Origin of the sequence: Alkaliphilus sp. B6464, from assembly GCF_018141165.1 — a bacterium.
Taxonomy (GTDB): domain Bacteria; phylum Bacillota; class Clostridia; order Peptostreptococcales; family Natronincolaceae; genus Alkaliphilus_B.
The window spans coordinates 390152-414086 of sequence record NZ_CP058558.1; the positions used below are offsets into that span (position 1 = coordinate 390152).

The 23935-nt window shown below is 27.9% G+C and carries 37 protein-coding genes; 34 read left to right on the forward strand and 3 right to left on the reverse strand.

The window, feature by feature from the left end; genetic code table 11:
• The first annotated feature begins 144 nt into the window (after positions 1-144).
• Entirely contained in the window at positions 145-2130 is a 1986-nt protein-coding gene (locus tag HYG84_RS19850; RefSeq protein ID WP_212382699.1) for an ATP-dependent helicase, read from the forward strand.
• 212 nt (positions 2131-2342) lie between these two features.
• Entirely contained in the window at positions 2343-2969 is a 627-nt protein-coding gene (locus HYG84_RS19855) for a RecX family transcriptional regulator (protein WP_212382701.1), read from the forward strand.
• Between the two features lie 178 nt (positions 2970-3147).
• On the opposite strand, the gene HYG84_RS19860 is transcribed toward HYG84_RS19855, so the two are convergent.
• The gene (locus tag HYG84_RS19860; protein WP_212382703.1) at positions 3148-3657 is read right to left on the reverse strand and encodes a metal-binding protein; all 510 of its coding nucleotides are present in this window, start codon (positions 3655-3657) and stop codon (positions 3148-3150) included.
• A 69-nt stretch (positions 3658-3726) separates the two neighbouring features.
• Between HYG84_RS19860 and HYG84_RS19865 the strand changes: the two genes are divergently transcribed.
• The 16 genes from HYG84_RS19865 to HYG84_RS19940 all read left to right on the forward strand — a co-directional run bounded on the left by HYG84_RS19865 (position 3727) and on the right by HYG84_RS19940 (position 13242).
• Positions 3727-3897 (forward strand): hypothetical protein, encoded by a 171-nt coding sequence (locus HYG84_RS19865; protein ID WP_212382705.1) that lies wholly within the window; start codon positions 3727-3729, stop codon positions 3895-3897.
• Between the two features lie 66 nt (positions 3898-3963).
• Positions 3964-4104, forward strand: coding sequence for a hypothetical protein (locus HYG84_RS19870; RefSeq protein ID WP_212382707.1), 141 nt, complete (start codon positions 3964-3966; stop codon positions 4102-4104).
• Positions 4105-4268: 164 nt separating this feature from the next.
• Entirely contained in the window at positions 4269-5432 is a 1164-nt protein-coding gene (locus HYG84_RS19875; protein WP_212382709.1) for a sensor histidine kinase, read from the forward strand.
• Positions 5433-5812: 380 nt separating this feature from the next.
• Entirely contained in the window at positions 5813-6115 is a 303-nt protein-coding gene (locus HYG84_RS19880; RefSeq protein ID WP_212382711.1) for a hypothetical protein, read from the forward strand.
• A gap of 147 nt (positions 6116-6262) precedes the next feature.
• A complete protein-coding gene (locus tag HYG84_RS19885) occupies positions 6263-6427 on the forward strand; it encodes a hypothetical protein (RefSeq protein ID WP_212382713.1) in 165 nt (54 codons plus the stop codon).
• A 2-nt stretch (positions 6428-6429) separates the two neighbouring features.
• A complete protein-coding gene (locus HYG84_RS19890; protein WP_212382714.1) occupies positions 6430-6744 on the forward strand; it encodes a hypothetical protein in 315 nt (104 codons plus the stop codon).
• 4 nt (positions 6745-6748) lie between these two features.
• Positions 6749-7294: an SLOG family protein gene (locus tag HYG84_RS19895; protein WP_212382716.1), complete on the forward strand. Its 546-nt coding sequence runs from the start codon at positions 6749-6751 to the stop codon at positions 7292-7294.
• 109 nt (positions 7295-7403) lie between these two features.
• Positions 7404-8123, forward strand: a complete 720-nt coding sequence (locus HYG84_RS19900; protein ID WP_212382718.1) for a hypothetical protein — start codon at positions 7404-7406, stop codon at positions 8121-8123.
• A 17-nt stretch (positions 8124-8140) separates the two neighbouring features.
• Positions 8141-8311: a hypothetical protein gene (locus HYG84_RS19905; protein ID WP_212382720.1), complete on the forward strand. Its 171-nt coding sequence runs from the start codon at positions 8141-8143 to the stop codon at positions 8309-8311.
• Positions 8312-8335: 24 nt separating this feature from the next.
• Complete coding sequence (locus HYG84_RS19910) at positions 8336-9112, forward strand: hypothetical protein (protein ID WP_212382721.1); 777 nt, start codon at positions 8336-8338, stop codon at positions 9110-9112.
• A gap of 160 nt (positions 9113-9272) precedes the next feature.
• On the forward strand, positions 9273-10682 hold the full coding sequence (locus tag HYG84_RS19915) for a type II secretion system protein (RefSeq protein ID WP_212382723.1): 1410 nt from the start codon (positions 9273-9275) through the stop codon (positions 10680-10682).
• Positions 10683-10832, forward strand: a complete 150-nt coding sequence (locus tag HYG84_RS19920; RefSeq protein WP_212382725.1) for a hypothetical protein — start codon at positions 10683-10685, stop codon at positions 10830-10832.
• 761 nt (positions 10833-11593) lie between these two features.
• On the forward strand, positions 11594-11947 hold the full coding sequence (locus tag HYG84_RS19925) for a hypothetical protein (protein ID WP_212382727.1): 354 nt from the start codon (positions 11594-11596) through the stop codon (positions 11945-11947).
• Between the two features lie 130 nt (positions 11948-12077).
• Positions 12078-12479, forward strand: coding sequence for a hypothetical protein (locus HYG84_RS19930; protein WP_212382729.1), 402 nt, complete (start codon positions 12078-12080; stop codon positions 12477-12479).
• Positions 12480-12496: 17 nt separating this feature from the next.
• Positions 12497-12880: a hypothetical protein gene (locus HYG84_RS19935; protein ID WP_212382731.1), complete on the forward strand. Its 384-nt coding sequence runs from the start codon at positions 12497-12499 to the stop codon at positions 12878-12880.
• A gap of 77 nt (positions 12881-12957) precedes the next feature.
• Positions 12958-13242 (forward strand): hypothetical protein, encoded by a 285-nt coding sequence (locus tag HYG84_RS19940; RefSeq protein ID WP_212382733.1) that lies wholly within the window; start codon positions 12958-12960, stop codon positions 13240-13242.
• 72 nt (positions 13243-13314) lie between these two features.
• Here HYG84_RS19940 and HYG84_RS19945 read toward each other — a convergent pair whose 3' ends face one another.
• Positions 13315-13803 (reverse strand): hypothetical protein, encoded by a 489-nt coding sequence (locus HYG84_RS19945; protein WP_212382735.1) that lies wholly within the window; start codon positions 13801-13803, stop codon positions 13315-13317.
• 245 nt (positions 13804-14048) lie between these two features.
• On the opposite strand from HYG84_RS19945, the gene hpf reads away from it, so the two are divergent.
• From hpf to HYG84_RS19965, 4 genes are all read left to right on the forward strand, one after another.
• Complete coding sequence (gene hpf / locus HYG84_RS19950) at positions 14049-14447, forward strand: ribosome hibernation-promoting factor, HPF/YfiA family (RefSeq protein WP_212382737.1); 399 nt, start codon at positions 14049-14051, stop codon at positions 14445-14447.
• A gap of 125 nt (positions 14448-14572) precedes the next feature.
• Positions 14573-15727: a S41 family peptidase gene (locus HYG84_RS19955; protein ID WP_212382739.1), complete on the forward strand. Its 1155-nt coding sequence runs from the start codon at positions 14573-14575 to the stop codon at positions 15725-15727.
• 87 nt (positions 15728-15814) lie between these two features.
• Positions 15815-16171, forward strand: a complete 357-nt coding sequence (locus tag HYG84_RS19960) for a hypothetical protein (RefSeq protein WP_212382741.1) — start codon at positions 15815-15817, stop codon at positions 16169-16171.
• A 325-nt stretch (positions 16172-16496) separates the two neighbouring features.
• Entirely contained in the window at positions 16497-17276 is a 780-nt protein-coding gene (locus HYG84_RS19965) for an RNase H family protein (protein ID WP_249168772.1), read from the forward strand.
• An 81-nt stretch (positions 17277-17357) separates the two neighbouring features.
• Here the strand turns inward: HYG84_RS19965 and HYG84_RS19970 are convergent, their stop codons facing one another.
• Positions 17358-17924, reverse strand: a complete 567-nt coding sequence (locus tag HYG84_RS19970) for a hypothetical protein (protein WP_212382742.1) — start codon at positions 17922-17924, stop codon at positions 17358-17360.
• Positions 17925-18333: 409 nt separating this feature from the next.
• Here HYG84_RS19970 and HYG84_RS19975 point away from each other — a divergent pair, with 409 nt between their 5' ends.
• From HYG84_RS19975 to HYG84_RS20030, 12 genes are all read left to right on the forward strand, one after another.
• On the forward strand, positions 18334-18519 hold the full coding sequence (locus tag HYG84_RS19975; RefSeq protein WP_212382743.1) for a hypothetical protein: 186 nt from the start codon (positions 18334-18336) through the stop codon (positions 18517-18519).
• A gap of 17 nt (positions 18520-18536) precedes the next feature.
• Positions 18537-18893, forward strand: a complete 357-nt coding sequence (locus HYG84_RS19980; RefSeq protein ID WP_249168773.1) for a hypothetical protein — start codon at positions 18537-18539, stop codon at positions 18891-18893.
• A complete protein-coding gene (locus HYG84_RS19985) occupies positions 18894-19307 on the forward strand; it encodes a DUF551 domain-containing protein (protein WP_212382744.1) in 414 nt (137 codons plus the stop codon).
• A gap of 285 nt (positions 19308-19592) precedes the next feature.
• The gene (locus HYG84_RS19990; RefSeq protein ID WP_212382745.1) at positions 19593-19820 is read left to right on the forward strand and encodes a hypothetical protein; all 228 of its coding nucleotides are present in this window, start codon (positions 19593-19595) and stop codon (positions 19818-19820) included.
• 42 nt (positions 19821-19862) lie between these two features.
• Positions 19863-20042 (forward strand): hypothetical protein, encoded by a 180-nt coding sequence (locus tag HYG84_RS19995; RefSeq protein WP_212382746.1) that lies wholly within the window; start codon positions 19863-19865, stop codon positions 20040-20042.
• A gap of 46 nt (positions 20043-20088) precedes the next feature.
• Positions 20089-20346: a hypothetical protein gene (locus HYG84_RS20000; RefSeq protein ID WP_212382747.1), complete on the forward strand. Its 258-nt coding sequence runs from the start codon at positions 20089-20091 to the stop codon at positions 20344-20346.
• A gap of 66 nt (positions 20347-20412) precedes the next feature.
• Complete coding sequence (locus tag HYG84_RS20005) at positions 20413-20673, forward strand: hypothetical protein (RefSeq protein WP_212382748.1); 261 nt, start codon at positions 20413-20415, stop codon at positions 20671-20673.
• A 76-nt stretch (positions 20674-20749) separates the two neighbouring features.
• Positions 20750-20947, forward strand: a complete 198-nt coding sequence (locus tag HYG84_RS20010) for a hypothetical protein (protein WP_212382750.1) — start codon at positions 20750-20752, stop codon at positions 20945-20947.
• Between the two features lie 250 nt (positions 20948-21197).
• Positions 21198-22421, forward strand: coding sequence for an ATP-dependent Clp protease ATP-binding subunit ClpX (gene clpX / locus HYG84_RS20015; protein WP_212382752.1), 1224 nt, complete (start codon positions 21198-21200; stop codon positions 22419-22421).
• Between the two features lie 18 nt (positions 22422-22439).
• Positions 22440-22703, forward strand: a complete 264-nt coding sequence (locus tag HYG84_RS20020; RefSeq protein ID WP_212382756.1) for a hypothetical protein — start codon at positions 22440-22442, stop codon at positions 22701-22703.
• A gap of 92 nt (positions 22704-22795) precedes the next feature.
• Positions 22796-23104, forward strand: a complete 309-nt coding sequence (locus HYG84_RS20025) for a hypothetical protein (protein ID WP_212382758.1) — start codon at positions 22796-22798, stop codon at positions 23102-23104.
• Positions 23105-23115: 11 nt separating this feature from the next.
• Complete coding sequence (locus tag HYG84_RS20030; protein ID WP_212382760.1) at positions 23116-23916, forward strand: hypothetical protein; 801 nt, start codon at positions 23116-23118, stop codon at positions 23914-23916.
• Positions 23917-23935: the final 19 nt, after the last annotated feature.

Genomic DNA, 23935 nt, shown 5'->3' on the forward strand with positions numbered 1-23935 from the left:
AATTGCAATATAATATTTTGAGTGAAAACTAAATGTTTTCACTTTTTTTATTTGTATATGACTAAACATCCAGATAAATCACGCTCAAAAACATGTGTTATGTTAAAGAAAAAAGGTTCTGTGTCGAAAGAGGTGGATGTTATAATGAATTTTCTTGCTAATGAGGAAGAAAGAATGAAAAGAGCAAATGTAGAAAACTTAAGTAATGAGAATAGCGAAATTATAGAAAAATTATTAAAAGACTTAGACGATGATCAGAAAAAGGCAGCAGAGGCTCCTTTTAAAGATACTTTGATTATTGCAAATGCAGGTTCAGGAAAAACAAGGGTTTTAACTTATCGTGTAAGTTATCTTATTGCTAAGGGAGTTCCGGAAAGTCAAATTATGTTACTTACCTTTACCAACAAAGCAGCAGATGAAATGCTTGAAAGGGTAAAGAAAATACTTAAAAAAGATAATGTAGGGGTTTTATCTGGAACTTTTCATCATGTTGCAGTAGTATTTTTAAGAAGATATGCTAAATTAATAGGATATAAAAATAACTTTACTATCTTGACTCCTGAAGATGCAAAAGATCTCATAGGTTTATGTAGGCAGAAATACTTAACAGAAAATGATCATATACCAAAAAAGAAATTTCCGACTAAAGCAATTATCTATGGACTATATTCTAGTTCTATTAATCTTAAACGATCTGTTGAAAGTCTGATTTCTCAAAAGTATGGATACTCAAAAGAAATTGTTAATGCGATTAATACTATTATAGAGGATTACAAAAATAGAAAAGCACTAAATCAAGGTATGGATTTTGACGACTTAATTTTAAATTTCAGAGATTTGCTAAAAAGTCATCCGGATGTTAGGAAAGCAATATCATCAAATTTTCCGTTTATTTTAGTGGACGAGTATCAAGATATCAATTGGATTCAGAATGATATCATAGAATATTTAAATGAAGAAACACATAATTTATATGTGGTTGGCGATAATGAGCAATCTATATATGGTTTCAGAGGCTCAATGATTGATTATATTCTAAATTTTGAAGATAATCACCCAAACTGTAATCTATATAAAATAAGATACAACTATAGATCACATAAGGAAATTATAGATTTAGCGGTTAATTCAATTAATAATAATACCCAAAAGTATAAAAAGGAAATGATTCCTTATCTTTCATCTTTTAGAAAGCCTTTGGTTGTAGATGCTAATAATGAGAACGCTCAATCAAGATTTATTGTAAACGAGATAGAAAGGCAAAAAAGAGAAGGCACACAATATGATGAAATTGCTATATTAGTTAGGGCGAACTATCTAACGAAATCATTAGAATTAGGTCTTAAAAGTGCAAGAATCCCCTACAGAATACTCTGCGGAATATCATTCTTTGAAAGAGAGCATATTCGAGATCTAATTGCTTTTTTAAAGTATCAAAGCAATCCTGATGATGAAATTGCTTTTAGTCGTATAGCAAATCTATTTTCTGGAGTCGGAGAAAAGACGATAGAAAGGATCTATTCAGCATTAAGAGAAGTAGATTATAATATACATGCTATTAATTTAAGTCAACTTCCATTTAGGGCTACTAAAGATGCAAAAGAAGGAATAAAAGAACTATTTGATGTTTTGTGCGAAATAAGTAAGCAAAGTGACTTAAAACAAACTTTAGAAGTAATTATGGATATTAATTATAAAGAATACATGCAAAATAAATTCGAGGATTATTATGATAGATTAAAAGATGTAGAGTCTTTAATTGATTCCGCATCTTTATATAGTGATATAGATAAGTTTTTATCCGATATTATTTTGGATAAAAGCGATACAGAGGAAGAAAAAGAACAAGGTTGTGTAACAATTACAACTGTTCATAAAGCGAAGGGGCTTGAATGGGACAGTGTATTCCTACCTTATCTTGTGGATGAAGTATTTCCTAGTAAACTAAGCGTGTTAGAAGGAAATATAGAAGAAGAAAGAAGATTGTTTTATGTGGCTGTTACCAGAGCAAAAAAATATTTAAATATTAGTTTTGTAGGAGATATGTTGGGATGGCTTGATTCAATTTCTCCATCAATATTTCTTAAAGAATTAGATGAAAACATATTTGATTATAAAGTAGTAAAGTAGGAAGATCTTGCCTATCTTAATAGGCAAGATTTCTTGTATGTTATATTAAAATTAGATATTGTAAGTTTATACGGAAGAAATGACTTATTTGAAAAATAATTATGGAATAATAGAAAGATACAAATATCAAAATCTTTACAGGCTGAAACATAGTAATATTTATGAGGAATAAAAACTATATGCTTTAAGATAAATGCAAAGGAGTATTGGGAATGTCTAAAATAACAAAAATAGAGCAGCAGAAAAGGAATAAACATAGATTTTCTATTTATATAGATGGAGTTTTTGCTTTTGGTATTCATGAAGATGTTATGGTAAAATTTAGATTAGAAAAAGGTAATGAAATTGACAAACATTTTATCGAAAATGTGGTAAAAGAAGAAGAACAGAATAAGGCTAATAATTATGCCTTAAACTTATTATCTTACCGAGCAAGGTCTGAAAAAGAAATAAAAAACAAAATGTTTCAAAAAGGATATGAGGATTCTATAATAGATCAATCTATAGAGTTTCTGTATAGATATAAATATTTGGATGATAAGGAGTTTGCATTGAGTTTTGCTAAGGATAAAATAAATTTAAAGAGTGCAGGTGAAAAACTAATTAGGCAGGAACTTTTTTATAAAGGAATAAGTTCTGATATTATTAATGATGTTATTAATGTACTAATGGATGAAGATAAACAATATACGGCAGCCTTAGAATTGGCTAAAAAGAAATTAAATTCTACTTATAAACATGATGATAAACAAGCAAAACAAAGAAAGTTATGTAGTTTTCTTCAGCGTAAAGGTTATTCTTATAGTATTGTTAGTAGGGTGCTAAAAGAAGTATTATAGATGACTTGTTAAGTGCCAACAGTAATAATATTATAAATTACATCAAATCATTAATAATGAAGAAGTTGAGGAATTGTTAGGTAAAGCGGGATATACAGTTTGTATTCAGAAAAACAACAGATGACCGAAATAATATGAGAATAAAAATCCGAGAAATAAGCCTATGCTTACTCTCGGATTATTTTTTTCTTCTAAATGTAAATTTTCGTTTTAGTGTAGAGTAGATATAGTCGGTTAATGTGTGTGATAAACCACCCAACAATAACGAACCTAGTATATTTAGGAATAGAAATGTATCTTCCTTAGCAGATGTTACAATCCATTTAATGAACTCATTTCCTGATATCACTGTTTCAGGATAGATCATATGCAAAACTGATAGAAATAAGTATATCCATGAAATCAAATATATAATTCTAATTATAGTTGCATCTATAATGCCATGGGTGAAGGAAGATCTATGATTGAAAAATTTCCTATATGGCCACCAAATAAACTTAAATACTCCCCACCTGTTTACTTGAACACTTTTAATATCTAAATCTCCAGAAAACATTAGTGCAGCAAAAACATATATTAATGTGTTTAAAAATACTAACTGAAAATCTTTCACAAGAAATATCTGTATAAACATTACCAGAGGAATTGTCAGATAAGTTATCTTGTCGTGAGTTTTCCCTGATGCCATAATAACCACTTCCTCATTTATCGTTATGTCTTTCAGTATTGAACATAACATATAAAACAGCAAAATTATTTGAATGGAGGATTTTATGCTACTTCCATAGTTAGTAAAAATGATATTAGCAATCTAATCATTGTTCCAGTGCTAGGATATCAAGGAGGATCTAAAGGATTATTAATAGCCTTTGATAAAAATACAGGAGAAGAAATATGGTCATGGGGAATGTCTAACTACACTTGGTGATCCGCTATAGATATTTACAGTGAATATGGCAAGACTTATGTCATTCAATGTGATTCAGCAGGTCAAATGAATATATTAGAAAGAAATACAGGAAAATTTTTAAACAGTATTAAACTAGGGGCTAATATTGAAAGTTCTCCTACTATTTATAACGATATGGTTGTAGTTGTGACAAGAGGTGGTGAAAATATATGGAGTAAAAATTAAATGATTTTTTAAAGAGAAGGATAGTGCATTTTGTATCTTTCCTTTTTATATTTTTAGTGTATTTTTAATGTATTTTATGATATACTTCTTTATGTGACAAAATCCGACACAAAACTACAAAATGTATTTATAGATATTTACATATTTTATAGGAGATGACACTATTGGAAAATAAAATGCATATAGAACAATTAAAGAAAATTATCCATGATTTAAATAAAAATATTGAAAGCAGTTTAAGAGAAGATAAGAAAAGTATTCTTCAAGTAAGTCAAGAGGCTAATGAACTTTTACTTAAACTTCAGTATGAATTAAATATGATAACTGAAGATATAAAAGATATTATAAGACAATTGGAGAATTTACAAAATGAGTATGAGTACAGTAAGAAAGAATTGATCAATATTACAAACGAGTTGAAAAATAACAATGGGCATAATAATCAGAACAAGTATAAAGGCAAATATAATCATACTATTCAAATATATACTATGCTCAAAGAAAAACAAAAAATAGAGAAAGAAATGCAAGATAAAAGAAAAGATTTAGAAAAACAATTTAAAGAGGTACACGAATTATCCAAAATAACAACAGAATCCATTAATCGGGTAAATATTATTATAAGAGAACTTGATAATCATGAGGATAACATTAATAAAAACAATTATAAAAATAAAATTGCTAAGGCACAGGAGTTTGAAAGAAGAAAGATCGCTAGGGAAATACATGATGGACCTGCACAAGATTTAGGTGCTATTATAATGCATACAGAAATTATAAAAAAATATATTGAATTGGATAAAGGAAAAGCCAAGGAACAATTAACAATACTAAGTGAATTAGCAAAAGATACGTTGAAGTATATGAGAAATATTTTATATGAATTGCGTCCTTTGGATTTTGAAGATAATGAGTATGAATCAATAATAGTAGACTACGTAAAAAAAACAAAAGAGAAGTATGGAATGAATGTTGAGACAAGATTCTTAGATCCTGAAAATATGTTGAACAAACTTGAATCTAGTGTAAAATTAAACACTTTTAGAATTGTACAAGAATCATTAAATAACATTAAAAAACATGCTAATGCAACTCTTGTAAAATTAAAAATGGAAGTTGTAAATAATAACTTTGTAGTCATAGTAATTTCTGACAATGGGGTTGGATTTGATATGAAAAGCAAAACAGATAGTTATGGGATTACTGGACTATACGAAAGAGTTGAATTAATCGGTGGAGATATTAGAATAGAATCTGAAAAAAATAAAGGAACTAGACTAAAGGTTCAAATTCCATTAAATATAGAAAGAACTCTTAAAATAAGTTAGGATTTAAAATTATCAACGTATATTTTTAAATAATTTTTACATTTACATAAAATATAGTAGCAATATCTATTAGGTATTGCTACTATGCTGCTATTTTGAACAATACAAATTATTGATTGTTTAAACTGGCGTACTCCTCTTTGATTATTTCAATAAAATCTACCGATTAAAACTACTCTTCCATTTATTACACCTTATTATGGAAGTATGGCTAATCCAATATCTCTGTTTAGAACAATTTCTTTATAATATTTATTCATTGAATGTTAATAAAAGCAAAAAAGCAAGTTTGAATTTCATTAAATAGTTGCATATAATTTAACAAAATCATGTGTTATGTTAAAGGAAAATAATCATAAGACATGAAGGAGAAATTACATATGGCGAAGATTAGAGTAGAAGATTATGACAACTATTTTGATTTAAGTAAAAAGAAAAGATTAAAGAAAAAAATTGTAAATGCTAAAAAAAATAATCATAAGCACATTTATGAACCAGTAGATGTTAAAAAATGCACACAACTTGACGAAGGTGAAGATGCAATATATATGGTTTCAACAGTTTATGGATGTGAACAATGTGATAAGGAAGTAATTAAAACTAGCACTCTCACAAAAAAAGAGTTGTATGAATTAAAAGTTACTCTTGGTCATTCCGCAGATGAACTTAAGAAGTTAGATTAGAAATAAGCAAATAGATAACTTAATATACTGCTATATCAAGTCTTACACTCAAAATAAGGGTAGGATTTTCTTTTGATTTCTAATAATATATTTCAATATAATATTGAAGATTATTTTGATATTTAAATTAAAGAGGAAGGGAATTGTATGAAAAATATAAACTTTAACTTGCTATGGATCACTATATTTGTTGCATATGTTGCAGGATTATTAAATGGTTTTTTAATTGGAGGAAAAGTAGGCTGGAAAGCAGGATTTGATTGTTTTGCTAGAAATAAGGAAATTATAGAACAGAAAGTGAGAGGAGAATAAAGATGAATAATGAAATAGTTATAAAAGGAGAACGTGTATTTTTTACAAGCATGGGAATAATGGACACTAGATTTATTTTAATAAGAAAAAATGTTAATTTTAATAAAGGGAAAGGGCATAAAGTAGATATATGTCCTTTATGTAAAAAAGAATTTGAGATAGGAGATAAGACTATATTAGTAATAAACAATAATAAGTTATTTCCAAATGTGATTGTTCATAGCGAATGTTTAAATATAATAGGAGAAGAAGCAGCATGTTTGCAAATGTTTGAAGAATATGAAAAAGCCAAGGAATTAATTTTCATATGGGGGTAAGGCCATGATAAAGGTATGTACTTTTACAGGTCATAGACCACAATATTACTCGTTTCGATTTAACGAAACCCATAAGGATTGTATAAGAATAAAAATGCTCCTTAAACAAGAAATTATAAAAGTAATTGAAAGAGGTTATAATTACTTTATTGCAGGAGGAGCATTAGGTCTAGATACTTGGGCTGCTGAAATAGTGCTGGAACTAAAGGAAGTTTATCCTTGGATTAAACTTATTATAGCAGTTCCATGTTTGAACCAAGATAGAAAGTGGAACCAAGCATCTAAAGATAGATATAGAAATATATTAAACAGAGCAGATAAAGTTCATTATGTATCACAAAAAGAATATACTAATGGATTGAATCAAATGAATAATAGAAATAAATATATGGTTGATAATAGTTCATTAGTTATAGCAGTTTTTAGTGGAGTTAATAGTGGTACAAAAGATGCTGTTGATTACGCTAAAGAAACAAGCAAAGAGATTGTTATTATTAATCCTCTTAACTTTGAAGTTAAATACCCATATACTCAACAAACCTTACTTTAAGTAAGGTTTGTTTTTCTTAACTTGATTACGGAAGATAAGTTTTGATTTAATAGAGTAACTGTTTTATGTGTTATGTTAAATAAAATAGACAAAAAGGAGTGAGTTTAGTATGAATAGGAAGAAAATTATAGCATTGGTTTCTATTGTAATGATTATAATGGGTTCATTATTATTTTTATATAGCAATAGTGATAGAACTATAGGCCCACAAAATACATCTAAAGATATTGTATTGGAGGGACATTTGGTAAAAGATAATGAGGAGATAAATCTCTTAGGTTGGGTTTTATTAGGTGACTTGGAGTACGAAAAATATGAAGATAAAAAAGTCAAAGTTACAGGTGTACCGACAGATCAAGACTATCAATTGAAGATCAAAAATATTGAAATAACGGATGAAGATAAGGATTTAGGAGAGATTCATGAAATTATCGGTAGTTTAGAATATATATCAGGAGAAAAAACAAATGATGTTCATTATAGAATAAATAATTACGAGATTAGGACAGATAAGGATTTTTCAGAATATGTGGGACAAAAGGTGTTTGTCAAGGCTATAGAAAGCAAATTTGGACCACAGGAACAGGAAGATATAACTGTGGATGCGAAAGAGATATCAAAAATTATTGAAATTTCTGGAGTGTTGGAAGGAGAAAAAGTAAAAAGAGTAAACAAGGAAATCCATTATAATTTAGGTGAATATGATATACATTCAACTGAAAATCTATCAGATTATATTGATAAAGAAGTAAAAATAGAAGTTTACATTGGGCAGCATGGATTTATTAATAGTGAAAAAGAAGTTTCATTTATTAAGATTATTGAATAGGAAAGGAGTTGTTTACCTTGAATAAAAAAGCATTTTTAACTTGTATAGGTATTGGTGCTACTGCTACTATTATTGCAGGTGGCATTTATCTAATGGATAAGTTCAGCAAAGAAGTTGATGACAAGGAAACTGAAAAAATTGATGAGTGTAAAACTTATAAATTATTAGAAGAAGAAACGGCTAAATAAATCAAGTAAAAGGGGGAGGTTGTCATGAATAAAAACAAATTATTAACTAGATTAATAGCGTTAATTCTTTCTTGTGCTGTTGTTTATGTAGGCATACAATTAGCAAAAAATGATCCACCAAATTTGCCTACTAATACAGATAAAACAATAGAAGATATAGAAGACTCTAACAAAAACATAAATGAATCCAAAGAGATCTCTACTTTTGATAAAAAAGTAATCTTAATTGGTTATATTGTTAATAACAGTGATAACTATAAATTATTAGGATGGTCTTTAGAGGGAGATCTGGATTTTAATAATTACTTAGGTAAATCTGTAGAAGTGTCTGGCACTATAAAAGAGAAAAAACTTACAATTTTGGTTGATAAAATTACAGTGATAGATGAAAACCATTCTGATAATACAACAATGGAAATGACATCTGGAAAGTTAGAGAAAATAAAAGAGGTAGATAATAAAATTTTATATAGGGTTGAAAATATACAATTTAAAATAGATAATGAGTTATCTGATTATGAAAAAAGCAATGTATTTATAGTAGTGAAAAATGAAAAAGAAGGAGTTTCACAACTTAAAGAGATTTATAAAACTATAAAAATTTCAGGAAAATTGATTGAAATACTTGATGATAAAACAGATAGTAGTGGACGTTACCTATATAAAATAGATAAGCATTATGTAGTTTCTGATAACAGTTTATCCGAGTATGTAGATAAAGAAGTAACTCTTGAAGTTTATGATGTAGGAAACGGACTAATTGAAGAATCTCTAGTGAATGTTGTTAAAATAATAGAATAATTTAAAAGACTATCCTTTAAACAGATAGTCTTTTTTATGCAAAAGACAGACAAAATCAAGAAAAGTTCTCTATTTTTTATTGTTAAGTTTAATAAATAATTTCTTGAAATATAGCAGGGTTTAATTTAAAATGTTCACAAATTTAATAGGGGGGATCAAAATGAAGAAGAAATTTACATTAATTGAACTTATAATAACTATAGCAGTTATTATTTTGCTATCAGGACTTGCTATTCCTAAAATTATAGGAGTTAAACGTGATGGTGAGGTAGCAAGATTAGTTAATGATATAGATTCGATAGAAAAGATAATTCCAGTGTATGAAAATAAATATGGGAACATACCTGTAAAAGATAAAATTAATTTTTCCATATTAGATAGTAATCTAATAGATTTAATTCTAAGTAATGAGGATAATCTCGATGAATTGTATAACTTAGATTTTAATAAGGTAATTAAATATGCAAGTAATCTTGGAAAAGAATATAACGATGGAGATTATATTGTTTCTAGTAAGGGGAATGTATATTATAAAAGTGGAAAAAAGAACTCTAAAAACATAATGGTATATACATCTAATTTCACAAATTATACAAAACTGGTATTAAGCAATCTAACAATTAATGATGATCATCTGTATAATGGAATTGAATTAACAAAATCAAATGCAATCATAAATGGGAAAATAGATAATGAAGAACAATTAAAAATTTACTTAAATGGAGATGATGTTTCATCTCAAATACAATACAAAGAAAAAGTGATATTAAACGAAAAAATAGCAAATATATATGCCTCAAATAATAGAAATAAGAAAAGAATGTTTAGCATAGAATTAAATTTAAAAGACGGAAAAAATGAAATTAAATTTATAATTTCAGACAAAAATAAAGAATGTAATTATAATATCTATTATAAAAACACAGAAAACAATAATCCGATTATAAATTCAGATTTCTCTGAAGGCTTTGATGAAAATTGGGATGTGTTTGAAAAGAATAATGGTACAACTGTTGGAATTAACAATGGTATGATGGAAATACATAATTCATATTCTTTATGGACGGGAGGCTCGTTTTATACTAAAAAATTAATTCCTAAAAGAGACATTATAGATATTGAATTCGATTTTGTACCGGGCAGTAAATATGTAGGAGGAAATATAAATACTTCTATTATATTCAGAAATCCTAATTCAGAAAGAGAATATGTACATTATGGATTACCTAAAAGTGGCGTTGCTGCCACATTGGGTGCATTAAATGATACTACAAATAGAACTCAACTTGGTATAGGTTATGGGAGCGATGTAGGAATTAGGGTTAATCATTTTAAAAAAGGATATATTGAACATGGAATAAAGAGTCGTATAAAAATTCAGTTAGATTGTAGCAATAGAGAACTAAGGATATTTGTAAATGATATGGATGTACCGCAGGCTACGTTTATTATTGCCGATAAAGAATATGATAACTTAGGCGATAATTTATCTATTGAATTTTTCAAAACTAATTATGGTGTCACAGGCGTTGATAAATTTGACAATATACAAATAAGAATAATAAATTAGATGACAAAAAACACACTATCAAGTCAGTGTGTTTTTATTATTAATGATTCATGGTTATGTCACTTGCTATCTGTTGATGAAAGTTATCATGAACCATATTATGAGTCGTATGGTTATTTATTATTTGAACATGAAACTGATGAATCATAGAATGAATATGAAAGAATGTCCATCGTGAATGATTTTTAAGTATTAAATTAGGAAAAAAATTATGCAAGTTGAATGCTAATCTAAATAAGTAACTTATCAGCATAAAACTTAATCTAAAAATAAGAATCAAAATAGTTGTTATAAGCCAAATGATTATCAAGTTAATCATAAACAGCAACCTCCTAAACTTTATTTTATATTAATACGGCATATGAACTAGAAAAATCATTAGAGTGTCTATATATGCTCTCTCTTTTGTTGTTTTGTCTATAAGCAACAATTACAGGATATCCATATAGCAACCTGTATCTGCATCATCTATTAAAACCATAAACATCGTCTTCTTTAAATTCCTTCTTTTTTAATATCTTCAATTATAGTTCTAAAGTAATATCGAAATCAAATCTTATCAGAACTTGAATCAGTAGTTATCATTGTTTAACATACAATTACTTTCAATATAAGGTAATTTTAATAGACTTTAAAGGAGGAAATGTTATGCCAAGAACTATAGGTTATATTGATAAATATGGGTTTATAACTAAAGAGGCTTCATTTCAAGGAATGATTTATAACTGTCCCTGTAAATGATTGTAATTGGAGGTCTAATGCTAAAAAGGCCACTTTAGATGAACTGCAAGAGGCTTTACGAATAGCAAAAGAAATGGACACAAGAGAGTATGGTCATAAGACAAGAATTAAAGGTCTTGAAAGAGAAATTAGGATAAGATTAAAACGTGAATATTAAATGGAGAGCATATATGAAAAATAAAAGAATTTTAAAAGTATTTACATGGGGAAGTTTAGGTAGAACTTGTCATGACCAAAGATTCGATGCTTATTACAATGAATATACAATAGATGAATTAGAATTTGGCCAGATTTTTTTACCATCTATATTTGTTGTTTTATATTCAAAAGTAATAAAATTTTTCAAAAGGTATGATAGGATTTATTTTAGCAGCCAAGATTATGCTTATCTATATTTTAAATTATTTAAAGAGCCTGTATTAACTAAATCTGTTATGGATATAGGCGAGAGGACTTTTAGAATTGTTGAGGTGCAAGGAGACAATATTGAGATGTTGCTTGATAAAATAGAATTCGTAGGATAACAAAATCAAATCTAGATAAAATACAATATTCGAGAAGTGAAGAATTACTCTTTACTTCTTTTTATTTTCTTGAAATGCATAGGAATGGATCCTTATCATAAACCAATATTATGTAAGGAGGAACTTTGCTATGAGAGAATTTAATATTATTCTTAAGGATGGTACTGGTAGAATTATTGATGCGATAGATGAATCTGAAATCGGAAGTATGATAGGAGGTAAGGCTATTGTTTCTATTGAAGAAACAGAAGAATCTATTAGAAGAAACAGTAGAGACTCATACTCCAGAATTATTCCAGATGATCCTGCATATGAGGCTTATTTAGAGCAATTAAGTAGGAAGTATGAACCAGTTAATAAGGTTGTTGAAAGAGTTAAAAAGACCATTAAAATCATTGAGAACAATAATAGGATTCCAGTTATAGATAAACAGTTTATTTATGGACTTGGTCGTTTAGTAAATATGGGAAATGTTCTATCAAATGCCCAAGAAGAAAGATTTAATAGGATTTATACTAAAATCGCTAGATAATATTGAGGAGGAGTAAAATGAACAGAATAAATATAGGAGAACATCAAATTGATATTGAGACATTAAATAATAAAAATCTAAAAATAATTTTTTCTTCGTTTACAGATGAAATAAATACACATGTTAAAGTAAGGTTAAATAATCAGGATATACAAGAATTAATTGAAACACTAGAACCTTTTAATACAAAAGATGTAAAAAAAGAGGGAAAAGCCTACTGCGAAGATATGTCAACATTTAAAGATGGAGTTGAAAGGACTTTAACTTTAAGTGGCAGAAAAGGAGATTTAAGTTTAAGATTAGATGCGTATACGCCAGAAGAATATGATGATAATTGGATTGTATTAACTCCTTCAAAATTAAGCAAGTTAATAGGTCTTTTATATGGTTATTTATATTGATTATCTCTTATGAAACATTAGTAAAGTAAAGAAAGAACAATGTTGGAGGTTGAATGTAAATAAGAAAGGGGAATTCCATGGCCGAATTAGTTTATGTCGATAATAAACCTAAGTTAAAATTAAAAAAACCGACAAAAAGAAAACATATACCGTATTATGCTATAGAAGATTGTAAGAAAATAAAAAAAGCAATAGAATCATATAAGTTGGAAATTACGCTAGGGCAATGTTATGATTTGTACCATGCTTATAGTGAATATCAATATTGTTCTGGATGGACTAGTGGAATTAGTGTACTAGAAGAAAAAAGTATAGTTATAATGCTAGAAGGTTTCTTGAAAAAACTTGAATGGATAGAGTAGAAGATTAGTTTTAAATATTTAATTAAAGTATATAAATTAAACCCTACTCAATTGAGTAGGGTTATTATTTGTTTATACATTAATTCCTGCTTGTCTAAGTTTATCAAGTAAACTATCTGTGTTTAATTTTTCTTCATATGCAAGAATATTGTAGCCATCTTTGATAGTGTAAGAATAAGGCATATTTAAATTATCATTGTACATATATACATTTGAATTAGGAATGAAATCTACTTTTTCCCAACCATATTCTATAATTGTGTCTAATAAATCTTCTTTAGTATAAATTTCGATTGCATTTATTTCTGTATTTTTTTTCCAGAGGAGATTCCAAGCATCTCTTATAGGAAATGGTGCAAGATTTTTATACATAATTTCTTCAGATTTATATGCTAAAGATAAATAACTGCCACCTAATTTGTTTTTAATATGATAGGTAAATTCGTAGTTATTTTTATGTTTTTTAAATAAAGTTTCGCTACGCTTTTCCCACCCATCTTTTATAAGTACGTTCTTGTCAAATATTTTATTAAAAAACACACTAATAAAAACAACTAACATTAATTATCCTCCTTCAAATATCCAAATAGCGATAAATTTTATAGTATTTAATTATAAACATAACATAAATACCTCCATATTTTTATATTAAAACACATAAATATTTGAATCCTTATATCATATTGATTATCATATTATATCTTCAAGAAAATTATATTAAGTGTTGTTCTTATTGTTTTTCAAAAATAAATAAGGACATGTGTTATGTTAAAAACACAAAACAACTACATTAAGGGGGAATTATAATGAATATAAAAATATTCAGCAAGGGTATGCCAATAACTCAAGGACTTAAAAATGCTATATATAAAAAACTAGACAAATTAAATGAAAAATATCTTCATAATAGAGATACTATTAATGTAACTGTTACAATGAAGAAAGAGCATGATAAGCATATATGTGAACTTCTAGTTTTTGCCCCTAAGCATACATTTAAAAAAGAGAGTAGTTCAGATGATATGTATGTAAGCATTAATAAAGTATTCGATATTATGGATAGAGAATTAAGGCAGCATAAAGAAAAATTGATCACTAGAAGATTTAATGATGAAGATATAAATTGCGAAGAAGAAATCGAAACAGAGTTAGAAAATGAATGTGATTGTGATGAATCTTGTGGAGATAATTGCAAATGCAGATAAGAAAAGCATTACCATTCTGGTAGTGCTTTTAATCATTCAATAAAACAATGTTAAAAGTTGAAATTACTCCTGTCTTATGTTAAAAACATATATCTTTTAAAACTACAAGAGGAGGTTGGGACAGAATGAAAGTGCAGAGAAATAAAAGAATTGAGGCTTTTTCGGTAGGTGTTTTTATTGGTATTTTAGTCGTATTGAATGTTCAAACATATTTAATTAATAAAAGTAAAGTTGATTATAAATTTGGAGAAATTATAAGTACTTTAGAAAATCAATATATAGATGACTTTGATAAAGATGATTTTATAGAGTATATGTACAGAGCAGGTATGACTTATTTTAATAATCCTGATACTTTTAATGATCCATACACAGTATATTTTCCGAAACAAAATTATGATTCTTTTAGAGACAACTTAGAAGGAAGTTATAGCGGGGTAGGTATATTGCTTGAGAAAAATGAAATTCAGGAAGTTTTTGAAAACTCACCTGCACAAAAAGCAGGGCTTATTCCGGGGGACTTAATTTTAAAGATAAATGATGATGAAGTTTCAGATAATATTCAAATTGTAAGTAAAATCAAAGATTTTAAGGATGATGAAGAATTTACAATTGTAATACAAAGATTAGATAAGATATTTCAAACAAAATTAATGAAAGAAAAAGTAAAAATGAATGTTGTTGAATCTAAACCGACAGATGAAGAAGTAGAAATTCCAAATGAGATTGGGTATATAGGTTTAAAGCAATTTACTAATAATTCTTATTCTGATCTTAAAAATAAATTAGATACAGAGTATAGTGATAAGCAAGGAATTATCATTGATCTTAGAGGTAATCCGGGTGGGTACCTTACTGAAGTACGAAAAATACTAATGTATTTAACTTCACAAAACGATACTATTTTTTATGAACAATATAAAGGCAAATTAATAGAACACAGAGGACATGGTGAATCGTATGCTAAACCAATTGTGGTATTAGTTGATGAAAACTCTGTAAGTGCTTCGGAAGTAATGGCATCTTCTTTACAAGAAAATAAAATAGCAATATTAATTGGGAATATTACCTATGGTAAAGGTGTTATTCAATCAACTCATTCTTTTGAGGATGGAAGTGGAATGAAATTTACAGTTGGGAAATGGTTAACTCCGCAGAAAAATGATGTAAACAATACAGGGGTTAAGCCTGACTACATTGTCGAAGGTTATAATGAGCAGTTATTAAAAGCAATTGAAATAATGCAAGATATAACAAGTAAAAACTCCAAGGAAAAGTAGATATTTTTATCTTATATTCTTATTTTTATTTGAAATGTAATGTTTCTAAGTTTAATATGTTTAAAATTTAAAAAGGAGTGAAGGTTCATGAATAGAATACAGTTTTTAGAATTTTTATACGATGCTATGAAAGAGAACGATTCTCTGTATCATAAAGTAAAGATTTGCGATGAGATAAGCAATTTTGATCTTGAATACTTAGAGGCTGTTGGACTTGTGGAAGTGTTTGAGGGGGATTATGATAATCATAAAAAATGTGAGAAAAGTAATCTCTATGATACCGAAACATACGCATATCTTACAGTAGAAGGCGTGAGATGCGTAGAGGGGTATAGAGATTATATTGATAAAACAAATCAAGATAAAATAATGAAAAAAATGGGTATTGAGCAGAATGAAGACGGAGTAAATCGCATTTGTATAAATGAAGATTGCTTAAATTAAGAATATAAAACAAAGGAGTTCCAAAGGGAACTTCTTTTTTATTAGAGTAGAAAAATATCTTTTAAAGGTATTCAAATTCAATTTTTAAGTGTTATGTTGATAGTATAATTAAATTTTCTTGAAAGAATAACATTTCATTACAGATAACTATATGTGATTTTATTTTTGGGATATTAGAAGGAGTTGCAATGAAGGGGATTAATAAAATTAATGAAGATGGGTTAAAAAGACATAGGACAGGTAAAGGGGTTTATCTAAAGAACTATGAACTTGATTTATAAAATATTGAATTACAATGGTAAAGAGCAATGAGGAGGTAACAAAAATGGCAAAAAATCAATATTATCCAGTTATAATGAAAACAGGTAAGATTACAATTTATAATAATTGGGAAGAAGAATGTAAGCCTAATGTAAACAAGGTAAAGGGTGTATTAGGTTATTGTGGCTGCAAAGATGAAATAAAGGTTGGAGAATTTATCATTGAAAAACTTGAAATTAGTTTTGATGAACTGATTGATTTGTTCGACAATGGGAATATTGCTTATAAAAATTTTAATTTAAATAAACTTAAAAATAATCCTATAAAAACAGTTGATAAAAAAGTCGTTGATGAAACTGTTAATAAAGAATATCCAAAAGGTGTACTTTATATTTATGTTGATGGAAGTTATAGTGGAAGTAAAAAAAATTATTCTTATGGAGTGGTTGTTGTAGATAAAGATGAAGAAATAATCTATGAAGATAAGGGAGTAGGGAAAGATCCTGATGCAGTAGCACTTCGGCAAATTTGTGGAGAAATAGAAGGGGCTAAAAAGGCTATTGAGTATGCAGAAATTGAAAATGCCTATGAAATAGTTATATGCTATGATTATAAAGGCGTGGAATTATGGGCTGCAATGGCGGATTCAGAAGCGATAAGACATTATTCTAATGAAAAACCATGGAAAGCAGATAACAAATTTACTCAAGAATATAAAAAGTTCATGCATGAAAAACAAAAGAATATGAAAATTCACTTCAAAAAAATTGATGCACATACTGGCCATGAGTTTAATGAACGAGCAGATGAACTTGCAAAAGAGGCTCTTGGAATAAAGAAATGATATTTAGTAAAAACCATGCTAGTTTTAGCATGGTTTTTTATTGTTAAGCATATTTATTTAAGATTATAGATTAAGTATAAGTTATGACCATGCTTCAAAATCTTTAGAAAAATTACACTTATCTACTACAATACGGTCAGGTGTCATGCGTAGGGCATTAGCAATTAGGTCTTGAAGTGGAACTGATTCTGTGTTTTCTGCATTTTTTTCTTTAAATTCTAATTTTGTAGCATTCGGGTGCACAGTATTTTGAGCAATAAACTCCTTTATCACATCTTTCCCCCCGATTTCCTTATCATAAAGAATAATCTCTATGCCAAACAATCCTTTGTTTGAAACATCTATATAACACACCCCTTTAAACTTCACCTCTTTTTGTACCGTACTTTGAATATCGAAAAACACATGTAAATCATTATCTGTCTTTGAAATTATTCCATAACCTAGATCATAGTCAATGTAATCTAAAGATGGGATAATATTGTTTTTCTCACTTGTTTTAGGGTGAAATATATTAAGCCCTATCCAGTTTCCATTGTCATCATATAGTAGTATTGCATCTGCTTCTGTTTTAGAGATTATAGGAAGTCTTAATTCATTCTGAAAATAGATATAAATAAATTTGTTGTTTTCTATGATTATTTTCATAATATCCCTCCAAGTAATAATGTATGTGCTTTTAATATAACACCTATTTCTTCAAGATTTTAAATTAAAAGATTATTTTCTTGAAATTCATATCCTTATAATTCTTCCTGAACATATATTAAGGTTTTTATTAAACATATATTTCAGGGTAGTTTGCCATGCAAACTGCTCTTTTTTATGCTTAAATTTACATGTTATATTGAAAAGTAATAGATTTATTATTTCTTAGTAATTAAAAAATTGATTTTTAAAAGCAAAATCATTTATAAAGTAGAGGTTAGATTATAAGGGATTTATTTCATTTATATAAGGAGGCAATTTATGAAAGCGATATATTATAGTTGGGATTAAAAATAGAATAGTTAATACACATAATGAAATTATTGTGATATGTAGAGGTGATATTATATTGGATAAAGATTGTTGTAAAAATTGTGAAGCCTTAGATTACTACGATGGATATTTTTGTGCTTGGGGAAAAGATGTTGGGCTGAGTGATGATAAGATTATAATTGATGATATTGAAAAAGATAAGTGCGAAATGTTTACAAAAAGAAAAAACAAGTTTTGGACCTATATGGGAGCAGAATTTTAATTCACATTACAAGATTATTGCATACTTTGAAAATTATGCGTCATATCGGTGAAGCCAACGGAATGATAGAAAGGGTGAATAAATTGAAAAATGAAATTTCTAATTTAAGCAAAGCACTAGCAGTTCTACTGTATGACCAATATGATTGTCCAGATGTAGATTGTGAAACGGATGAAGAAACTTTTGTTAAATATATAATACAAGCCCTTATAGAAAAAAACGAAAATGTTTGTCCATTTAAAAATTATACCTGTGTAGGCACTTGTAAAACTAGTGTAGAGAAATGTGAAGAAGGAATAAGGATAGATTGTGGTAGAAAAGTTGAGGGAATATGGAAAGAGTTTATAAGGATTGAGGGAAGCGAGGGAGAATAGATGGAAATAAATAAACTATGGGAAATGTACGAGGAATCAATTACTAAAGAAGTGCAACTCAAAAAGAAAGATGAAATAGAGAAAAGTCCGTTTGTTGCTATAGAATCATGCACACAAAACGGGATTTCAAATGGTATATTACAGTGTTTAAAAGAATTAGAGAAAGATAAAGGAAAAGTGTTTAGAAAAGCCTATCACCTATACTGTAAGGCTCAAGGAATTAATGCCAATACTGGTTTTGGGTTTTGGATACCAGTAAAAGAGAGGTTGCCAGAACAAGATACTAATGTTATAGCCTGTTTTGATGATGGGTTTATAACAGGGGTAGAGTATACAAATGATTGGGAGTTATGGGCAGATAGTGGAGAAGTTGTAGCATGGATGCCACTACCAGAACCATATAAGGAAAAATAAGATGAATGAGTTATATGATAGCAGATATGTTGCCAATGAGCCGATTAACGAAATAAAGATAGTTTATTGTTCTGACTGTAGGCATAGCATGGCAAAACAAGGCAGGTGAAGATATTTCTACAATAGGCTAAGAAGAAGCAGGTGCAGAAAAGATTATTGCCGAGTAGTGGAAAAGAAATTTGGAGATAAGCAAGGTTATGTATTTTGGGATTAAGACGCATTTCAAGATATAGGTGCAACCACACATAATGAGAATAATAGTAAAGGAGGAATTAAGTATAAAGCATGAATAATAAACCACAATTTATATTGGAAACAGATGCAAATGAAAAAGGAGAAACAATATTTACATTAGATGATTTGGTAAGAAATCAAAGTTTATTTAATGATGAAGAATATTTAGAGATTGCCTTAAAATTAGCAGAATCTCATATTATAGAACACCATAATTTAGGTCACAGTATATTGGTTGTTGATAAAACTGAGGGGTATCTTGTTTTGGCTCATTTTTAAACCAGCATTTGAAAATTATGTGTAATAGAAAGGATGGAAAATATGGTAACTATAATTCAAAAAAATGAAAGCATAGGAGAGATAAAAGAGAAGTTAAATACTAATCATGGAATTGCTACACCCTTCGGTTGGGAAATTGTTTTTGGTATGTTGCTGGATGAATGTGAAAGCCACATTGAGGTTCATGGGTACGGACATTCTGCTTATTTCAGTCAAAGGTAAGAAAAATATACATTGTAAAAAATAATAATTTAGGAGGTAATTATAAATGAGTAAATTAGTAGAAAAGGTAGTTTTAAATCAAAATCCAGAAAATTGCCCTATAGAAGAATTAAAAGTATATATGTGTCCAGAAATTTTTATTGGAGAAATATTTGATGCTTTTATAGATATTGAAGAAGAACCTATAAATATATGTATTGCAGAAATTGAAGAAGATGGAGACGATTTTCTAATTCGAGGTCACGATGAAGAAGAAAATGAGGTCGAATTAAAGTTAAGTGAAGTAATATTTTGGATTTCATAATAATTCGCACTGCAAGATGTATCTGCAACTAATGAAAAAAGTGTGAAATAAGAAAGGATGGGAATTATGGACATTAATATAATGTCATTCGAGGAATTATGGGATTGGATAGAAGAAAATGCTATTGAAAACGAAGAAATGGCTAAAGAAATCATGTTATATTTATCCATTGAGTTAAGATCAAGAGGATATGTTGTAATTTTAAATCAAGTTTATGAAGAACGAGGCGAAAAAAGACTTCATGTGTTCAATTTCTATGAAACTAATACATTTAATCGCATGGAAGCATTAAGAGAAGTTGCGAAGAAGATTCAAAAAAGAGAGTAAGTCGCATTACAAGTAATAATTGTAACTGAAAAGTATTAAAAATTAATCAGATAATAATAAGTATGGAGGAATTAATATGACTAATGATTTAATATTGGTTTTAAAAAGAAATAATGCTTCAGTAAAGGAAAGATGTACTATATGCAAGAACTATATGAAAAATCCAATACCTGTAGGAGTTTTTATAGAAGGAACATTTGAGCCAGTATGTTTTGATTGTACAAAAGAACATGATGCAGACCTTGCAAAAGCAATAAATAGACTTTATGAATGATATGAATATATGATAGATAAAAAATACCTGCGAATTGCAGGTTTTTTATTTTGTATCTAATTAATCAACAACCTATATAGAAGTTGATACTATCAAACAATTTATTAATAAATTGCTTGTTTATCAGGGATAAATTCGACAATAAAAAACCTATTCCTAAAATTTCTTGATAATTAACAGTATATTTATTTAACATAGTAGAGTGATTGTATATTTGGTTTTTAATAAAATTACTAAGGAGTTGAGTTTCTTGACAAAAGTAGATGATAAATGTCAATTTTGTGGAAATCATAGTGATGAATATTTTCCTGTTTTAGTACAGTTAGGAGAAGGAGTTGCCAATGCATGTAGGAGTTGTGCTATTAAAATAGGGATTATTGAACCTTCTAAAGAAGAATTGTTAGGAGGATTTGAAATCAGTTCACCAAAGGAAATTTACAATATTATAGATGAATTTGTTATTGGCCATAAGAAAGCAAAAAAAACTTTGGCGACTGAAATATTTAAACATTATCTTCGCTTATTAAATGAAGATTGGTTAATTGAAAATAATAAGAGAGTAAAAAAGAGTAATATTTTAATGCTAGGACCAACTGGTGTTGGAAAAACTTATTTAGCACAAACTCTTGCTAATTCAATAGGAGTACCTTTCGCAATTGCCGATGCAACAACCCTTACAGAAACGGGCTATGTTGGTGAAGATGTTGAAAATATTATACACACATTACTTATGCAATGTGATTTTGATGTTAAAAAAGCAGAAGTAGGTATTGTTTATATTGACGAAATAGATAAATTAGCAATGAAGGGTGAGAACATGTCCCTTACTCGTGATGTAAGTGGAGAAGGTGTTCAGGAAGGACTCCTTAAACTCTTGGAAGGGCATAAGGTTAGAGTTCCTGCAAACGGAGGAAGAAAACATCCTCAACAACAAATGATTGAGGTGGACACCTCTAACATTTTGTTTATTGCAGGAGGAGCATTTACTGGTATAGAAGATATTGTAAAAAGAAGAATAAAAGGTAAAAAAGAATTAGGCTTCGGGGCTAATGTTTCTTCTAATAATGTTAATTATAGTGATAGTGAAATTAGAAAAATGATTTCAGTGGATGATCTTTTAAAATATGGATTCAAAAGAGAGTTTGTTGGAAGATTCCCTAAAATAGCAAGTCTTGAATACTTAGAGGCTGAAGATTTAATTAATATTCTAAAAGCAAGACATGGCGTATTAGAAGAATATGAGGCTATTTTTGAACTAATGAATAAAAAACTATTTATTACCAATGAGGCCTTACTTGAAATAGCCAACAAAGCACTTGAAAGAGAAACAGGTGCTAGAGCATTAAAAAGCATTATGGAAGAAATTATGGAAGATATATTATTTGAGGCTCCATCGGAAGATGCTATTGAGTATATTATTTCAGACAATGATATAAAGAAATTCTATAACGAATCTTTAATAAAAATCGCTTAATGGAAGGAGATAAAAAGGATGTTAGAAAGGGCTATTAGAAAAATTCAAGATTGGTATGGAGGATATCTTCAAGAATATGAAATTTTAGAAGAAAATGATGGTCAGATAATATTTTTAATTAGCAGTTCAGGTAATTATTATTCTGTTGAAATTGCGAGAGTCTTTGCGGTAGGTGACAACATGGAAATTAGTATAGATCAAAAAATTGATGGTCTTGATGGATTTTTTGACTTACTAATACCATTTGCTAAAAAACTAATTGAACTTGGCAAAATATCATAATTTTAAAGTCCCTGCTCTAAACAGGGACTTTTATAATTTCGTTAATAATATATGTTATGTTAAATGTAACAAATATTTAAAGGAGTGGTTTTATGGAATCAGGGCTTTTAACTTCATATATGTTTATCAATACTTTTAGTATGTTTGTATTTCTTATGCTTTCAGATGTAATTATATATGATGCACATAAAATACTTAATGACATGAAAAATGGTATAAAGGTATGGCATTTAATAGTAATTATCCTAACAACAATTATATACATGCCACTAATACTATTTTTAGGGATATTGTTTTTTGCATTTGATGTTTTATCAAAGGATACATGCAGCCATTTTTTAAAAAAAATATTTAATAGGATAAATAGGTTTTTAAATAAAAAAATAATTAAATGCAAGTAGGAGGAATACTTATGGATGAGCCTAAAAAGTATTTAGTTGATAATGTAAAGAATAGAAGTGAATATATTGATTTTATGGATAATCTTGAAACATATAAAACTGTATTAGGAGAAGATGCATTTGATGATATATCTATGCTAGTTAAAATGAGAGAAGATATTTCACAGTTATTATCAAAGATATATGGAACATCTATTAAATCATATCTCAAAGAGTTATTAGAAGATTATCATGACGACATATTAATATATACAAATTATAATTATGCTTCTATAAATTATTCTTATGATAAAATATTATCTTTTTATATACAAGAAGAAAGGATGCTTTATGTTCCTTACTGTGGGCTTTTGGATATTGATTTTGAAAATAGAGTAATTATTGTTTATGATTTAAAAGAACAATATAATGATGCTTATGAAAAGCAATTATCTAGTATTGAATATAAAATTAATAAAATTAATCTTTTAAAAGAAAAATTAAATAAATTAAAAACAAAAAAAGGGTCTATTATGGAAATGAATAAAGAAATATATAGTAGATATTCTATTGATAGAAATATTAGCCTCTTTAAAACCTTAATAAAGACTACTCTTTGCTATTTAATAAAAAAGTATAGAATTAAATTATTAAATGCTTTTGATGACCTTGTTAGAAAAGATGAAGAATATATTCAAATACAAATAATTCAATTAAAAAAACTTCAAGAAAAAACTTACTTAGAAATTTATGAAGAAATGTGTAATCTTCAAAATGAAATTGTAGAAAGGCTACAGGTTTTAAATTTTAAAGTTGAAATAAAAAATAGATAAATGTTATATTATTTAAAAG